This window comes from Streptosporangium sp. NPDC023615 (assembly GCF_040640155.1).
Classification (GTDB): Bacteria; Actinomycetota; Actinomycetes; order Streptosporangiales; family Streptosporangiaceae; genus Streptosporangium.
Genome location: NZ_JBFABE010000051.1, coordinates 1 through 14,597, shown reverse-complemented (window position 1 = coordinate 14,597; position 14,597 = coordinate 1). Strand labels below are relative to the sequence as shown.

Genomic DNA, 14,597 nt, shown 5'->3' with positions numbered 1-14,597 from the left:
CATTCCTTTGCACGGATCTGTGAACGGCGGGTGCACGAGTCTGTGAGACGGCGATCTGTCAGCCGTTGTCCGCCCTCACCTGTTCGGCGAGCAGCAGGTAGCGCTCCATCAGCGCGGCCGGGTCGCCGGGCCGGGGAGGGACGATCGCCGCCAGAGGTGGACGCCACGCGTCGCGCACGTCCTTGATGCCGGAACCGGAGAGCACTGCGGCGCCCTGGACGCAGGCACCCCGGGCGCTCGCCTCGGGCGCGTCCCGCGTGATCACCGGGCGGCCGAGCACGTCCGCGAGGACCTGCCGGTAGGCGAGGGATCGTGCGCCTCCGCCCACGGCCACCACCTCGCCCGGGGTCGGCACGCCCGCGGCGTCGATCGCCTGGTGCCCGCGCACCAGCCCGAAGATCACGCTCTCGAACACGCTGAGCGCCAAGCCTTCACGTGTCGAGGCGGTCGTCAGGCCGGCCATCACCCCCTGGGCGTTCGGCAGGTCCGGGCTGCGTTCACCGTCCAGATAGGCGACCAGCGTAGGCCGTGCCCGCGCGGGGTCGGCGGCCAGCGCGAGGTGGCCCAGTGTCTCGACGTCGACTCCCAGCAGGCGGGCGAAGGTGTCGGTGACCTTGGTGGAGTTGAGCGTGCACACCAGCGGCAGGTAGCCTCCCGTCGCGTCCGCGACGCCGTCCACCCAGCCGGTGGAGTCGAAGACGGGGTGGGCACTCACCGACAGCACCACCCCGGAGGTGCCGAGGCTGTAGGCGACGTCGCCGGTCCTCAGGCCGAGACCGACGGCGCCGAGATGCTGGTCGCCGCCGCCCGGGCCGACCAGCACGCCGGGCCGCAGCCCGAGCTCGGCGGCGACCTCGGGCAGCACGTGGCCCGCGGGTTCGGCGGGGCCGAGCACCCGGGGAACCGCCGCGTCCCAGTCGACGTCCGCCGACACCAGCTCGGTGAGCAGGTCGGTACGCCACCGGTTCTCGAACGCCGCGTAGTAGCCGGTCCCGGAGGCGTCGGACCGGTCCGTGACACGCTCGCCGGTCAGCCGGTACGTCAGCCAGTCGTGCGGCACCAGCACGGTGGTGAGGCGCCGCAGGTTGCCGGGCTCGTGCTCGGCGAGCCAGGCCAGCTTGGTGACGGTCAGCGCGGCGGTCGGGGTCAGGCCGGTAGCGCGCACCCAGTTCCGGGCCCCGTAGCGCGCCACCAGGCCGGCCGCCTGCGACGCGGACGTCGTGTCGTTCCACAGCTTGGCAGGCCGCAGGACCTGGCCGGCGGCGTCGAGGGCGACCAGGCCGTGACACTGGGCGGTCACGCTCACGGCGTCGATGGAGGCCGGCCGTACGCCCGCGTCCCGGCAGGCCAGGGCGAGCGCGGTGGTCAGGGCGCGCCACCAGGCCGCGGGATCCTGTTCGCTGAGCGGCGGGTGCGTCGCCGGATGCGGGGCGCGGCCGGTCCCGAGCAGCGCACCGTCATCGGCGTCACGGAGCTCCACGGTGCAGGACTGCGTCGAGCTGTCGATGCCTGCGACGACGGGCATGGTCAGACCGTGCCCCTCGGCACGCCCGCCGCCCCGGTGCCGGCGTCGAAGGTCAGCGCGGGCAGGGGCTCCGGGGCGTCGTGGATCTGCCCCACGGCCCCCGAGGGGTGACTGTGCAGCACCTGCTCCCATCCGTAGCCGCGCAGCCTCATCAGGACGTACGCGAGCGCGTCGCCCCACACCGCGGTGACGAGCGTCGAACCCATGGCGATCACCTCGCCCGGATCCACGCCGGGCGGGCTCTCCAGCTTGACCACCAGGTCCGCGCGGTTCCCCAGCTCGGACTCGGTGACCGCCGTCAGGGCGATCACCCGGGCACCGCGTTCCCGTACGCGCTCGGTCAAGTCGTTGATCTCCCGGGACCCGCCGCCCCGCGAGATCGCGATCAGGATGTCGCCCCCCGTGACGGCTCCCATCGTGCCGTGCAGGGCGTCGGCCGCCTGGATGAACAGCGCCGGCGTGCCGCAGACGGACAGCAAATGGGCCATGCGCCGGGCCACCGCCCCGGAGGTCCCGGCCCCCGTGACGAACACCTTGCCCTCGCAGTCGTAGAGCAGGCGGGCCGCCTCCACGAAGCTGTCGTCCAGCTGGTCGGCGACGGACAGCACGCCGTCCGCTTCCCGGCGTACGGCTTCGCGGCCCTCGGACAGGACATCGTTCGCAGCAGCGGCCATCAATGTTCTCTGTTGCCTTTCCTGGGGAGCGGGCCCGGGGCGGGGGATCATGCCGCCCCCCACGCGACCTGCCGGAGTTTGACCAGCGAGAGCTCGGAGGCGAGCCGGATGTCGCCGTCGCATCGCCCGTGCGAGAACGTCGCGACGTCGTCGGACACGTCGAGGATCTCCTCCTCCTCGCTCGACACGACCACGACGGTCATGCCCTGCTCGGAGGCGAGGCGGCGGAGCAGGCGATGGATCTCGGTCTTCACGCCGATGTCCACGCCCTTGGTGGGCTCGTCCAGAAGCAGCAGCCGGGGCTCCTGCGCCAGCGCTCGCGCCAGAAGGACCTTCTGCTGGTTGCCGCCGGACAGGCTGACGACCGGGGCGTCCCTGTCGCCGCGCACATGGAGCTGGTCCATGAACCCGGCGGCGCTCCTCGCCATGGCACGGCGGTCCAGCACTCCGTACCTGGAGAACGCGTGCAGCACGGGCAGGACGACGTTCGTGGCCGAGTCGAGCCCGGGCACGATCCCGTCGACCTTGCGTTCCTCGGTGAGGTAGACGACGCCGGCTCGCCGCGCGTGGGAGGGGTTGCGCGGCCGATAGGGCTCTTCGAACAGCTCCAGCCGCCCGGCGTCGATCCTGTCCAGCCCGACCAGCGCGCGCAGGAACTCCGTGCGCCCCGACCCGACAAGGCCGTAGACGCCGAGAACCCGTCCCGGGTAGGCGTCGAGGGACACGTCGGTGAGGCCGGGGGCCCGCAGGCCGCGCACCCGCAGGCTCGGCCGGGCCCCGACCGGCGGCGCCGGGACGGGACGCCGTCCCCGGGGCCGCCCTGAGGCCAGGTCGCCCAGTTCCTCCACCGGGAGCTGGTCGTACTGCCCGGTCTCGGCCAGGTGCACGGCGGCTTCCTCACCCGCGATCGCGCGGATGACGTCCGCCCGGTCGGTCTCCTCGACCGGCCCGGCGATTCGGACCTCACCGTCGACCAAGGCCACGATCGAGTCGGCCACGGCGTACAGCTCGTCGAGCTTGTGGTCGACGAGCAGTACGCCGAGTCCCGACTCCCTGGTCAAGGACCTGATCAGTTCGAGCAGCCTGTCGACCTGCTCACCCTCCAGGCTCGTCGTCGGCTCGTCCAGGAGCAGGAAACGGGTCTCGCGCTCGGTGGCGATCGCGATCTCCAGGAGCTGCCGGGTGGCCACCGGATAGTGGCCCAGCGGCCGGTCCACGTCGACCCGCAGGCCGAAGCGATCGACCAGGTCCCGGGCCGCCCGGCGCATGCCTTCGCCGTCGAGCGTCCGCGTGCCGCGCCGCCGCTCGCGGCCCAGGAACACATTCTGGGTGATCGTGAGGTTCGGCAGGAGCGACAGCTCCTGGTAGACGGTGGAGATGCCGGCCTTCAGGGCGACCGCGGGGCCGGTCAGCTGCATCCGGCCGCCGTTCACGCTGATCGTCCCCTCGTCCGGCCTGATCGCCCCGGAGAGCGTCCTGAGCAGGGTGGACTTGCCCGCGCCGTTGTGCCCGACCAGTCCGACGACCTCGCCGGGCCGGACGGTGACGGTCACGCCGCAGAGCACGGGGACGCCGGCGTATCGCTTGACGATCCCCTCGGCCCGGAGGCCCTCCGCCGGTGCGGGGTGCGCTCCTGACGTGGCCGTCGCCGTCGGCCCGGTCATTCAGCCCACCTCGCCCGGTGCGGGCGTCTGGCCCTTGGTGTAAAGCTTGAGCGGGCGCAGGATCTGGGCCTCGGGCTTGGCGCCGCCCAGCCAGGCGGAGATCTGCTCGATCACGCGTTTGCCGTAGTTCTCGGGCTCCTGCGCCACGCACGCCGGGTACCGGTCGGTCAGTGGCTCGTCGGCCGCGCAGAAGCCGTAGACCTTGACCTTCTTGCCGCCGCTCTGGATGGCTTGGAGCGCTCCATAGGAGGCGGGGCCGGTGCTGGTGAACAGGACGTTCACGTCCGGGTTGCCCTGGAGCAGCTCGGTGGTCGCGGCAAGGCTGTCGTCGGGCTTGACGTTGCCGTCCACCTTGGCCACGATCTTGGCCTTGGCGTCGGCGGCGATGGTGTCCTCGAAGCCCTTGTCCCGGGCGACGACCGGGCCCTCGTCGGGCTCGGTGATGAAACCGACCTTGAGGTCGGCGTCGGCGCCGAGGTCCTTGAGCACCTGCTCGGCCACCTGCTTCCCGCCTGCGGCGTTGTCGGCGCCGAGGTACTGCACGATGCTCGCGCCCTGGGCCTTGAGCGCGGCGTCGTCCACGGTGACGTTCACGGTGAACACGGGCACGCCCGCGTCGTTGGCCAGTTTCACGATCGCTGCGGCGGGCTCGGACTTCACGGGGTTGAGCGCGAGCGCGCACGGCTTCTTCTGGAGCATCGCCTGGACCTGGGCGAGCTGTGCCGCGTCGTCGTCGTTGGCGATCTGGACCTCGGTCTTGAAGCCCGCCGCCTGGCCCGCCGTCTCGAAGCCCTTCTTCATGGCCACGTAGTAGGGGTTGGTCAGGTTGGGGAGCGCGACCGCCACGTACTTGGAGTCGGCGGCGCACGCCTCGGGCCGGGGGATGCCGCCCTCGGGCTTGCCGGCGCCGGCCTGGGCGCCGGTGTCGACCCCTGTGCTGCATCCGGCGAGGGTCAGCGCGGCGAGCGCCGCGCCGGTGGCCAGGGAAAAACGTCGTTTCATGGGGAGCTACCTTTGGTTTTCGATGGAAACAGCGCCTTCGCCCGGCGCGAGGGAATCGAGCGGTTCACGAGCTGTCGGGCCCGGGGGACCGGAACGGCTGAACAGCCGGGAGAAGTCGGAGAGTGAGAGCCTGCGGCGGTAGGTGTCGAGGCTGACGCCGAGCAGGATGATGACGCCGATGACGAGCGGCTGCCAGAAGCTGTCGACGCCGATGACGTTCATGCCGTTGGACACGGTCGCGATCAGCACCGCGCCGAGGAAGGCGCCGGGGACGGAGCCGATTCCGCCGAACAGGCTGACGCCGCCGACGACGGCCGCTGCGATGGAGAAGAACAGCTCGTTGCCCGAACCGGCGGTGGGGTAGCCGACCATGAGCCGGCTGGTGGTGATGAGCCCGCCGAACGCCGCGCACAGGCCGCTCACCGCGTAGACCAGCATGGTGGTGCGCCCGATCCCGATCCCGGCAAGGCGGCTGGTCTCGGTGTTGCCGCCGACGGCGTAGATGTGCACGCCCGTCGCGGTCCTGCGCAGGAAGAAGGCCAGGACGCAGGCGGCGACGATGACCAGGACGACCGGCATCGGGACGCCCAGCAAGGCGCCGCGGCCGATGACGGCGAACATCGGGTCGGTGACCGACACCGACTTCGCGCCGGTCATGATCTGGGGAATGCTCGCGGCGATGCCGAAGGTGGAGAAGGTCACGATGAACGGCGGAAGCTTCAGGTAATGGATGATCGCGCCGTTGAACAGGCCGACTGCGATCCCTGCGACAATGGCCACCAGCGCGGCGATCGGCCACCCGACCCCTGCCTTCATGACGACCGCCGCCAGCATCCCCGTCAGGGCGACGTTCGACCCCGTGGACAGGTCGATGCCTCCTGTCAGGAGCACGAAGGTCTGCCCCAGGGCGAGGAAGGCGATGACCGCGCCGTTGAGCAGCAAGATCTGTAGGTTGTCGACGGTCCGGAAGTTCTCGGACAGCAGGCTCATGACGAGGGCGACCAGGATCAGAATTCCGAAGATCCCGATCTCGTCCGGCATACGGCGTGTTCTCACAACTACCCCTCCCGAGCTCCGCTCATATGAGCATTCAGGGTGCTCGTTTGTGTACTATAAGGTCCATCAGAGTCTGCTAACAAGACATACGGGTCGCAGTGAGGTAACGAATGAGCAATAATGGCGCTCATATGAGCGATACTGCGAAGGTGACGGCCGCCGAACGAAGGCTCATGGCGACCGTCGCGAGACGCTTCTACATTGATGACGTCTCGAAGGTGGAGATCGCCAAGGAGCTCGGGCTCTCGCGATTCAAGATCGCCCGACTGCTTGAGCAGGCGAAGAGCACCGGTGTCGTGACCATCACTCTAAGGGACGCCGGGTATGTCGACGACGTCATGTCCGCCCAGCTCAGCGCACATATGCGGCTGCGCGAGGCGATTGTCGTCGAAACGCTCGGAACCGACGCGCAGGTGCGCAGCCAGGTCGGGGCCGCCGCCGCAACCTTGCTCACCGAGACGCTCCACCCCGGCGACGTCCTCGGCCTGGCGTGGGGCAGAACCCTCACCGCGATGACCGAGCACCTCACCTCCCTACCGCCCGTCTCGGTCGTGCAGCTCACCGGTGCCGTCGGCTCCGACCTTGCCGAGTCACCCGTCGAGGTCGTGCGCAAGGCCTCGCTGAGCGCGGGAGGCAAGGCGCACGCCATCTTCGCGCCACTGGTCGTGGAGGACGCGGCGACCGCGGCAGCCCTCCGACGGCAGACCGACGTCGCCGCGGCCATGCGGCTGTTCACCCAGGTGACCGTCGCCGTGGTCGCCGTCGGCTCATGGGATCCGCCGATCTCGCAGTTCCGCGAGGTCATGTCCGACGCCGACCGCGCGGAACTCGCGGCCAGGGGGGTGCAGGCCGAGGTCGCCGGGATCCTCATCGACCGCCACGGACGCCTCGTCGGAGAGGACTTCGCCGAGCGGTGCCTGTCCATCAGCGCCCAGGAGCTCGGGCGCGTGCCACGCGTCATCGCGGTCGCCGCAGGCGCCGACAAGGCTGAGGCCGTGCTCGCCGTGGCCCGCTCCGGGCTGCTGTCCTCCCTGGTCACCGACCGAGCCCTCGCCGAGGTCGTGCTCCAGGAGCCTTTCGACCACCCCGCCGGTGGCTGAGCGCATGCGGATCGCGGGCTCCCTGTGGTCGGTCCCCCCGGCCGCACAGGCACGTGAGGCGCACCGGCTTCGCGACGCCGGGCTCGACGTGCTCCACTGGGACACCACCGACGGCGTCTTCGCCCGTGAGGGCGGGTTCTCGGCCGAGACGGCCGCCGCGATGACCGGGGAGAGCGGGATGCGCGCCGAGGCCCACCTCATGGTCACCGACCCGCTCGCCCGCCTCGACGCATGGACCGGCTTCTGCGAGCTCGTCGTCGTCCACGCCGAGGCCGAGGGGTGGCGGGCGGCGCTCGACCGTATCGAACGACGCGGTTCCCGGCCGGCGCTGGCCCTGTCCCGGGGCACCCCGGCGACGTTCGTGCCCTCGGACGAACTGGCCGTCCTCACCATGTCGGTCGTCCCGGGGGAGGCCGGCGCCACGTTCGACGAGTCGGCCCTCGCGACCGTGCGGGCGCTCCGGGAGGCCGCCTCCGGAGCCTCCCGCCTGCTGGGGCTCGACGGCGGCGTGACCCGCGAGATCGGCCGTCGCGCCACGGCCGGCGGCGCCGATTGGCTGGTCAGCGGCACCGACCTGTTCGGCTCGCCCACGCCCCGAGCATGGCTCTCCGACCTACGAGGCGCCCAGGCACCGTCTCACGACTGATTGAGCCGGTGTGGACGGGACCTTGGACAAGTCCGATCATCCCAGTTCATCGGGCCATGGTCATGGCGTGTCCGTGACCATGGCTGTGCTGGGTTTTGAACCAGGTGCCGATTTCGCCGGCTTTGGTCTCGGCGGTAGTCCGGCGGCGTGCTTGTGTTCCAGCGCCGCCAGCCGTTCGCCGACTTTGTCGCCGATGGTGACGAGCATCGCCATCTCTGTCGCAGTGAGATGATCAATGAGCACGTCGCGGACGTCGGCCACGTGCTGCGGAGCCGCGTCCTTGATCAGGTCGCTGCCCCGGGGAGTGATGGCGACCACCGCCCCCCGTTGGTCGGCGAGGCACCGCTCGCGAGACACCAGGCCGCGATTCTGCATCCGGCCCAGGTGCTGCGACAGGCGGCTCTTCTCCCAGCGCAACAACCGGCCGAGTTCGAACGACCTCAGCTGGCCTTCGGGCGCCTCGGAGAGATGGGCCAGGACCTGGTAGTCGGCGCCGGACAGCCCGCACCGGTTGCGCAGCTGCCGCTCGATGAACTCCGACAGCCCGTCGTGCATCTTCATCAAGCTGCGCCAGGCCTGCTGTTCTCGCTCGTCCAACCACCGCGGCTCGGTCACGTACGTCACTTTACCGTCTGGTTGACATGGTAACTAAATGCCGCGTACGTTCTGGTTCACACGTTAACCAAATGGGGACGTCGATGACACAGCCGTTGACAACGACGGGTGGGCATGTCGTCCTGTCCAGCTCCAGAAAGCAGTCACCCCATGAGCAGCATCAGCATCATCGGCCTGGGGGGTATGGGCCGCGCCATTGGCGCCCGCGCGGTCGAGGGCGGCCACGCCGTCGAGGTCGTCGGCCGCGACGCGGCCAAGGCCAAGGAACTGGCCGCCGCACTCGGCGGCGGCGCCACGGCCGGGACATTCGCCACCGCCCCAGCCGGCGACATCGTCATCCTCGCCGTGCCGAACGCCAGCGCCGTGCCGGTCGTCGCCCAGTACGGGGACGCGCTAGCCGGCAAGGTCATCATCGACATCACCAATCCCATGAAAGCCGACGCCACCGGGCTGACCACCCCTGACGGCACTTCCGCCGCGCAGGAGATCGCCAAGGCCGCACCGGCGAGCGCGCACGTCGTGAAGGCGTTCAACACCGTCTTCGGCCACGTCCTGGCCCTGGGGCGCCCATTGGACGTGTTCTTCGCCGGCGACGACGCGCGGGCCAAGGCAAGCGTGTCGGCGTTCATCGAGAGCCTCGGGTTGCGCCCCCTGGATGCCGGAGACCTGGAGATGGCGCACTGGCTGGAAGGGACGGGCCTGCTGATGATCAACCTGGCCCGCCACGGAGCGGGGGACTTCAACTTCGCCCTCGGCGTCAGCAATCCCAGCTGAGCGCACCCGCAGCACCGATTCTCGCGCCACCTCACTCATAAGGAACAGCAGAATGCGCGTTTTCGTCACTGGCGGGACCGGCCATTCCGGTTCGTACATCGTCCCCGAGCTCATCGCCGCCGGGCACGAGGTCACCGGCCTGGCCCGGTCGGACACTGCCGCGGCGGCGCTGTCCGCGCTCGGTGCGAAGGTGCGTCGCGGCGACCTCGGGGATCTCGACGGGCTCAAGGAAGCGGCTGCGGACTCCGACGGCGTCATCCACGTCGCGCACCGGCAAGACCTGCTTTTCTCCGGCGGGATCCACGCCGTGGCCTCCGCCGAGCTCCCGATCATGCTCGCCTACGGCGAGGTACTGGCGGGAACCGGAAAGCCGCTGGTCGCGGCGGGGAGCATCGGCTCGCCCGGGCAGGGATTCCTGGGCCGGACGGCCACCGAGGAGGACCCGGCCCTTCCCGGTGGAGACGAGCACAAGGGCACCATGCGGGCTCGTAACGTCGTGGAAACCGCCGTAGTCGGCCTCGCCGAGCAGGGGGTGCGGTCTTCGGTCGTGCGGATCGCCAACATCGCACACAGCACGACCGATCGTGACGGCTTCCTCCCGACGCTGATCGCGCTCGCGAAGGAGAAGGGCTTCATCGGCTACCCCGGAGACGGCGCGAACCTGTGGAACGCCGTGCACATCCGCGATGTTGCCTCCTTGTTCCGCCTGGCGCTGGAGAAGGGCCCGGCCGGCAAATACTGGCACGCGGTCGACGACGGGGGCATCCCGTTCCGCGAGATCGCCGAGGCCATCGGCAGCCGTCTGGGCCTGCCCGCCGTGAGCGTTCCCGTGGACGAACTGGTGCTACCGGGATACTTCGGGTTCCTCGCGAACATCGTCACGCAGAGCTACCCGGCGTCCAACCTCCTCACCCGACAGACCCTCGGCTGGGAACCCGCTCAGCCCCGCCTCCTCGCCGATCTGGACAACGGCCACTACTTCCCCGCCATCTGACGGCAAGGACCCGAAGCTCAACGACCCCGGCACATGACACGGAAGCGGCGACATCGGCGGAGCCGACGCCGACTACATCCTCAACGGCCTTTTGCTGGACTGCAAAGCCACCCGCAACCCGCGGCGGCCGGGCCGCGAGGAGATCTGCCGACTCGCCGGCTACCTGCTGCTCGACTACGACGACCTCTACCGCATCAACCGCGTCGGCCTGTATTTGTCCCGCCAAGGCGCCCTGATCACCTGGGACGTCCAGGAGTTCCTGCACCGGCTCGGTGCGCGCACACCGCTCGCGCAACTGCGCGGCACGCCGCGCACCCACCTGCACAACGCGGCCAGGAGCCACGGCACAGCTTGAACCACACCGGCTGGGACGCGGCGGGGAAGATGGCACCCCAAGACGTCCCAGACGTCTCGCAGGACGTCTTGGCGGACGGGCCGGACGTCCCGGACGTCCGTGAGGACGTCCCCGCTGAGGAAGGCGTCCCGGTCGGGCGGGAGCGTCCGCCTCGGCGCCGGTCGCCGTGCCGTGACCCGGCGGACACGGCGGCCGACTCGCAAGCGCGGTCACCAGCCTCAGGCGTCGCCGTCGTCTCCCCGCAGAACCGCCGCGAAGCGCCGGCCCGGCGCCGGGTCGACCCCGAAGCGCTCGGCGTACCGCTCGTGCTTCTCCGCCCACCCCGCGTGCGCGTCCTCTTCGGAGAGGTCCTTGCCCGCGAGATGAGGCTCAAGCCGCGAGAGGTAGGCGTCCCAGCCGGTGGCGGTCTGCGCCGAGAGGCCGCGGTCGTCGATGACGTGGGTGAAGATCAGGCGGCAGCCGTCTCCGTGGGCGGCCAGATCGAAGCTGTACGACTGGCCGGCGTAGGTCCAGGCCAGGCGATGGGGAGGATCGACCTCGGTCACCTCGCCGGTCGCGCCGCCGGCCTCGAAGATCTCACCCGTCGCCGGCGTCCAGTCGGCGGCCGCGGGAAACCAGCTCCCGAGCTCCGCCGGCACGCTGACGGCTCGCCACACGCGCTCGATCGGATAGGCGAGCGTGCGCTCGAAGCGCAGCGCCGGGCGGCCGTCGATGGTCTCCAGGGTTCCGTCCGTCATGGGTTCTCCTCCAGGTGTCGTTCCAGGGCGTCGAGGCGCCTCGACCAGAACGCGCGATAGGGCTCCAGCCAGTGGTCGACCTCGGCGAGGGGCTCCGGGCGTAGCGCGTACACACGCCGCTTGCCCTCCACGCGCACCGCGACGAGTCCGGCCTCGCGTAACACCTTGAGGTGCTTGGACACGCCGGGCTGGCTGAGATCAAGGCGTTTCACCAGCTCCCCGGCGGGCCGCTCGCCCTCACGCAGCAGGTCGAGAATCTTCCTGCGGTGCGGCTCGGCCAGGGCTGCGTAGGCGCTCATCCGTTCATATTTCCATATGGAAATATGATCCCGCAATCCAGGGCCGGGCCGGCGACGGGTCCGGTCCCCGCCACCTACGGCGGCATCGTCGTGGAGCCGGTCCCTCGTCCGGCGGGGGAGGGGACGGCGACGGCCCGGCGGTGCGGCCGGCCGGCCGGATCACCCGTACGGGCTGATCGCGTCGCAAGGGCCCGGCGGTGTTCCGCGACGACGAAATCCCGGCCCAGGAGCGTTTCGGTGGTTCGTAGCGTCACTCCTCGTCGGTGGCGGCCCCGGGGCGGCCCGAGGCCTCCGCGTACAGCCGGAACAACCGTGGTCCTCCGGCCGGGGCGGCCTCGCACAGCCGTTCCCAGGCTGCCGCGGCGGCGGCCCGGCCCGCCGTCCCCGGCCAGGGCTGCGGCAGCAGCTCGGGCGGCAGCAGCGGGTCGGGGAGCATCGCGGTGGAGAACGCGGCGGCCAGCCCGACGGCACGCGCCAGCGCGACCGCCCCGTCACGGTCCCCGCCGCCCGCGCCTCCGGCACCTGCGAGCCCCGTGCCTGCCTCCCGGGCGCCCGTGCCGGCGCCTGCCGCTCCGGTGCCCCTGGTGTCCCCGGCCGCCCTGGGTGCATCGGCGGCTGCCAGGGTGTGCAGTGCCTCGTAGCGGGCCGCGATCGCGGGAAGCGGCCACAGGCGGGCCGCCACGGCCGCCGGATCCGTGGCCCCGCCGACCTCCAGGTCGCGGGTGGTCAGGCAGGTCAGCGCCTCCGGTACGCCCAGCTCCGCCGCGCGGGCCCGTACGTACGGGCCGATCGCGTTCGGCGTGACGTACAGGCCGCCCTGCACCGGCGCCGCCCCCAGCCCGGTCAGGGCGTCCCGCAGGGCGTCCCGGGCCGCCCGCGCGGATTCCGGTACGGCGAAGGCGAAGGCGTGCCAGGTGCCGTCCCAGGGCTCCAGGCCGGCGTCCTGCCGGTACGCGTGCCGTACGAACTCCACCTCCGGTACGTGCGCCGGCCCGGCCCCCGCGGCCGCCGCGAGCCGTAGTACGGCCCGCCGCCCCCGGCCCTCCACGGTGAACTGCCCCTCCGTCACCAGCCGCTTCACGCACAGCCGCACCTGCTGGTCGGTCATCCCGAGCAGTCCCGCGACCCGGTACAGCTCGCCGCCCTCGACGGTCCCGTCCTCCCGGACCAGCGCATGCACCACCATGCGCGTCGGGACGGAGCCCGCCGCCTCGCCCGCGCTCACCGCGCCACCGCCTTGTGCATCGTCGTCACGGCCCCGAATCCGAGGACGTCCCGCAGCCACGGCGTCCGCTGCACTTTCACCGCGTGGAACCCGTGCCGTTCGTACAGGGCCCGCGCTCGCGGGTTCTCGGCGATCACGTCGAGCCGGATGCGCCGGCACCCCTGCTCCGCGGCGACCGCCTCCACCTCCCGCAGCAGCAGGCCGCCGATGCCCCGGCCCCGCTCGGCGGAATCCACGGCGATGCCGTCCATGAGCAGCTCGTCGCGGGCCGGGGTGCGCTCCAGCAGAGCCAGCAGGAACACTCGGTACAAGCCCCTGACCTGCCCGTACGCCGCTCTGACCGCGGCCGCGTCGCCGCCGGTCAGGCCATGGCCGGCGAGGTGGTAGCCCGCCACGCCCAGCAGTCGGCCGTCGCCCGACACCGCGCTCACCGCGCGGTCCGCGTGCAGGTGGGCGGCGATGAAGCGCCGCCCCTCCTCGGCGGGACCCAGGGCCACGCCCAGCTTGCGCCCGAAGGCCTCCCAGTACAGCTCGGCGACGCGCTCCGCGGCGCCCTCGGGCACCCCGCGCCGTACGTCCACGCTCTCCGTCGTCATACGCATAAGCTTACTACGTTCGTTGTCGCTACGATCGTTCTTACTTTAAGCGAATGACAGGAGTTCTCACATGGCCCGGCTGCTCCGCAAACCGTCCACGCCCGCCGCATCCGCCCCACTCACCACACCCACCACACCCGCCCTGCCTGACGCACCCGGCACGCCCCTCGCCCCCCGCAAACCCCGCAGGCGGCTGCGCACCGCGCTCCTCCGTACCGCCGCCGTCCTCCTCGCCACCGCCCTGCTCCTCACGGGCGTCGTCCTCTGGCAGCACGACTACGCCCTGCGCGAGCAGCACGTCACCGTCCCGGCCGCCGGCCGCGAGCTCCCCGGCGTGCTCGCCACCCCCGAGGGGCGGGGCCCCTTCCCGCTCGTCGTCTTCGTGCACGGCGACGGCCCGGTCGACGCCACCCACGACGGCTTCTACCGGCCGTACTGGGAGGCTTTCGCCCGTGCCGGGTACGCCTCGCTCTCCCTGGACAAGCCCGCCGACTGGCTGGGCCAGACCATGGACGAGCGGGCCCGCGAGACCACCGACGCGCTCGCCTGGGCCGCCGCACGCCCCGACGTCGACCCCGCCCGGATCGGGTTGTGGGGGGCCAGCCAGGCCGGATGGGTGCTGCCCAAGGTGGTGGCCCGGGCTCCGGCCCCCGGAGTCCGCTTCGTCATCGCGGTCGGCACCGCGGTGAACTGGCACCGCCAGGGGGAGTACAACCTGCGCGCCCGTCTCCGCGCCGAGGGGGCCTCCGCCGTGCGCACGGCGAACGCCCTGCGCACCCGCGAGGCCACCCTCGCGCTGCTGCGGCGCGGGGCCGCGTACGAGGAGTACCGGGCGAGTCCGGGCGCCGACCGGGAACTCACCGCGGAACGCTGGTCGTTCATCAGCCGCAACCACACGGCGGACGCGACCACCGACCTGCGGGCCATGCCGTCCGTCCCGGTGCTGCTGATCTCGGGCGCCGACGACCTCAACGTGGACGGCGCCGAGACCGAGGCCGCCTACCGGAGCCTGCTCGCGCCCGGCACACTGACCGTGCGCCGCTACCCGGGCGCCACCCACGCCCTGGTCCGCACCCCGATCGAGCGCTCCTCCTGGCGGCTGGCCCTGACGGCCGTGTTCGCCCCGCGCGCGCTCTTCCCGGCCGGCCTCCTCGACGACCAGCGGCGCTTCCTCGAACAGCAGCGGCATTAGGGAGCCGTGAAAGGGGTGCCACACTGGCAGGGATGCCCGAGCATGTGGTCTTCCGCACCAAGCCCCAGCTGGTGATCGACATGCTGAGGGAGGAGCTCGCGGCCGGCACGCCGTTCCGGTACCTGTGCGCCGATGCCGGCTAC

General features: G+C 71.4%; 16 protein-coding genes and 1 pseudogene. 6 read left to right on the top strand and 11 right to left on the bottom strand.

Annotation, left to right across the window (positions count from 1 at the left end; all coding sequences use genetic code 11):
• Positions 1 to 58: 58 nt before the first annotated feature.
• Genes xylB through AB0G16_RS28035 form a run of 5 tightly spaced genes read right to left on the bottom strand, consistent with a single transcriptional unit; the run spans position 59 to position 5,906 of the window.
• Positions 59 to 1,525, bottom strand: coding sequence for a xylulokinase (xylB, locus tag AB0G16_RS28055; protein WP_362811197.1), 1,467 nt, complete (start codon positions 1,523 to 1,525; stop codon positions 59 to 61).
• A 2-nt stretch (positions 1,526 to 1,527) separates the two neighbouring features.
• The gene (locus tag AB0G16_RS28050) at positions 1,528 to 2,199 is read right to left on the bottom strand and encodes an SIS domain-containing protein (protein WP_362811196.1); all 672 of its coding nucleotides are present in this window, start codon (positions 2,197 to 2,199) and stop codon (positions 1,528 to 1,530) included.
• A 47-nt stretch (positions 2,200 to 2,246) separates the two neighbouring features.
• Entirely contained in the window at positions 2,247 to 3,863 is a 1,617-nt protein-coding gene (locus AB0G16_RS28045) for a sugar ABC transporter ATP-binding protein (RefSeq protein WP_362811194.1), read from the bottom strand.
• Positions 3,864 to 4,865 carry a substrate-binding domain-containing protein gene (locus AB0G16_RS28040; protein WP_362811191.1) on the bottom strand — a complete coding sequence of 334 codons (1,002 nt, stop codon included), beginning with the start codon at positions 4,863 to 4,865 and terminating at the stop codon, positions 3,864 to 3,866.
• Positions 4,866 to 4,871: 6 nt separating this feature from the next.
• Complete coding sequence (locus AB0G16_RS28035; RefSeq protein ID WP_362811189.1) at positions 4,872 to 5,906, bottom strand: ABC transporter permease; 1,035 nt, start codon at positions 5,904 to 5,906, stop codon at positions 4,872 to 4,874.
• 146 nt (positions 5,907 to 6,052) lie between these two features.
• On the opposite strand from AB0G16_RS28035, the gene AB0G16_RS28030 reads away from it, so the two are divergent.
• The gene (locus AB0G16_RS28030) at positions 6,053 to 7,021 is read left to right on the top strand and encodes a sugar-binding domain-containing protein (RefSeq protein ID WP_362811186.1); all 969 of its coding nucleotides are present in this window, start codon (positions 6,053 to 6,055) and stop codon (positions 7,019 to 7,021) included.
• Positions 7,014 to 7,667: a hypothetical protein gene (locus AB0G16_RS28025; RefSeq protein ID WP_362811183.1), complete on the top strand. Its 654-nt coding sequence runs from the start codon at positions 7,014 to 7,016 to the stop codon at positions 7,665 to 7,667. Before AB0G16_RS28030 ends, AB0G16_RS28025 begins: the two co-directional genes overlap by 8 nt.
• Before the next feature lie 46 nt (positions 7,668 to 7,713).
• On the opposite strand, the gene AB0G16_RS28020 is transcribed toward AB0G16_RS28025, so the two are convergent.
• Positions 7,714 to 7,779 carry a hypothetical protein gene (locus tag AB0G16_RS28020; RefSeq protein ID WP_362811307.1) on the bottom strand — a complete coding sequence of 22 codons (66 nt, stop codon included), beginning with the start codon at positions 7,777 to 7,779 and terminating at the stop codon, positions 7,714 to 7,716.
• 224 nt (positions 7,780 to 8,003) lie between these two features.
• Positions 8,004 to 8,222 (bottom strand): annotated as a pseudogene (locus tag AB0G16_RS28015) (helix-turn-helix domain-containing protein); the annotation flags it as partial.
• Between the two features lie 210 nt (positions 8,223 to 8,432).
• Between AB0G16_RS28015 and AB0G16_RS28010 the strand changes: the two are divergent.
• The 3 genes from AB0G16_RS28010 (at position 8,433) to AB0G16_RS28000 (ending at position 10,405) form a co-directional block, all read left to right on the top strand.
• Positions 8,433 to 9,056, top strand: a complete 624-nt coding sequence (locus tag AB0G16_RS28010; RefSeq protein ID WP_362811180.1) for an NAD(P)-binding domain-containing protein — start codon at positions 8,433 to 8,435, stop codon at positions 9,054 to 9,056.
• 52 nt (positions 9,057 to 9,108) lie between these two features.
• Positions 9,109 to 10,050 carry an SDR family oxidoreductase gene (locus AB0G16_RS28005; protein WP_362811177.1) on the top strand — a complete coding sequence of 314 codons (942 nt, stop codon included), beginning with the start codon at positions 9,109 to 9,111 and terminating at the stop codon, positions 10,048 to 10,050.
• A gap of 91 nt (positions 10,051 to 10,141) precedes the next feature.
• Positions 10,142 to 10,405, top strand: a complete 264-nt coding sequence (locus tag AB0G16_RS28000; protein WP_362811174.1) for a hypothetical protein — start codon at positions 10,142 to 10,144, stop codon at positions 10,403 to 10,405.
• Positions 10,406 to 10,623: 218 nt separating this feature from the next.
• Here the strand turns inward: AB0G16_RS28000 and AB0G16_RS27995 are convergent, their stop codons facing one another.
• The 4 genes from AB0G16_RS27995 to AB0G16_RS27980 form a co-directional block, all read right to left on the bottom strand.
• The gene (locus AB0G16_RS27995) at positions 10,624 to 11,142 is read right to left on the bottom strand and encodes an SRPBCC domain-containing protein (RefSeq protein ID WP_362811171.1); all 519 of its coding nucleotides are present in this window, start codon (positions 11,140 to 11,142) and stop codon (positions 10,624 to 10,626) included.
• Positions 11,139 to 11,441 (bottom strand): metalloregulator ArsR/SmtB family transcription factor, encoded by a 303-nt coding sequence (locus AB0G16_RS27990; protein WP_362811168.1) that lies wholly within the window; start codon positions 11,439 to 11,441, stop codon positions 11,139 to 11,141. The genes AB0G16_RS27995 and AB0G16_RS27990 overlap by 4 nt, the downstream gene beginning before the upstream one ends.
• Positions 11,442 to 11,691: 250 nt before the next feature.
• Positions 11,692 to 12,666, bottom strand: a complete 975-nt coding sequence (locus AB0G16_RS27985) for a PaaX family transcriptional regulator C-terminal domain-containing protein (RefSeq protein WP_362811165.1) — start codon at positions 12,664 to 12,666, stop codon at positions 11,692 to 11,694.
• Entirely contained in the window at positions 12,663 to 13,262 is a 600-nt protein-coding gene (locus tag AB0G16_RS27980) for a GNAT family N-acetyltransferase (protein ID WP_362811162.1), read from the bottom strand. Before AB0G16_RS27980 ends, AB0G16_RS27985 begins: the two co-directional genes overlap by 4 nt.
• 70 nt (positions 13,263 to 13,332) lie before the next feature.
• Here AB0G16_RS27980 and AB0G16_RS27975 point away from each other — a divergent pair, with 70 nt between their 5' ends.
• On the top strand, positions 13,333 to 14,454 hold the full coding sequence (locus AB0G16_RS27975) for an alpha/beta hydrolase (RefSeq protein WP_362811159.1): 1,122 nt from the start codon (positions 13,333 to 13,335) through the stop codon (positions 14,452 to 14,454).
• Positions 14,455 to 14,597: the final 143 nt, after the last annotated feature.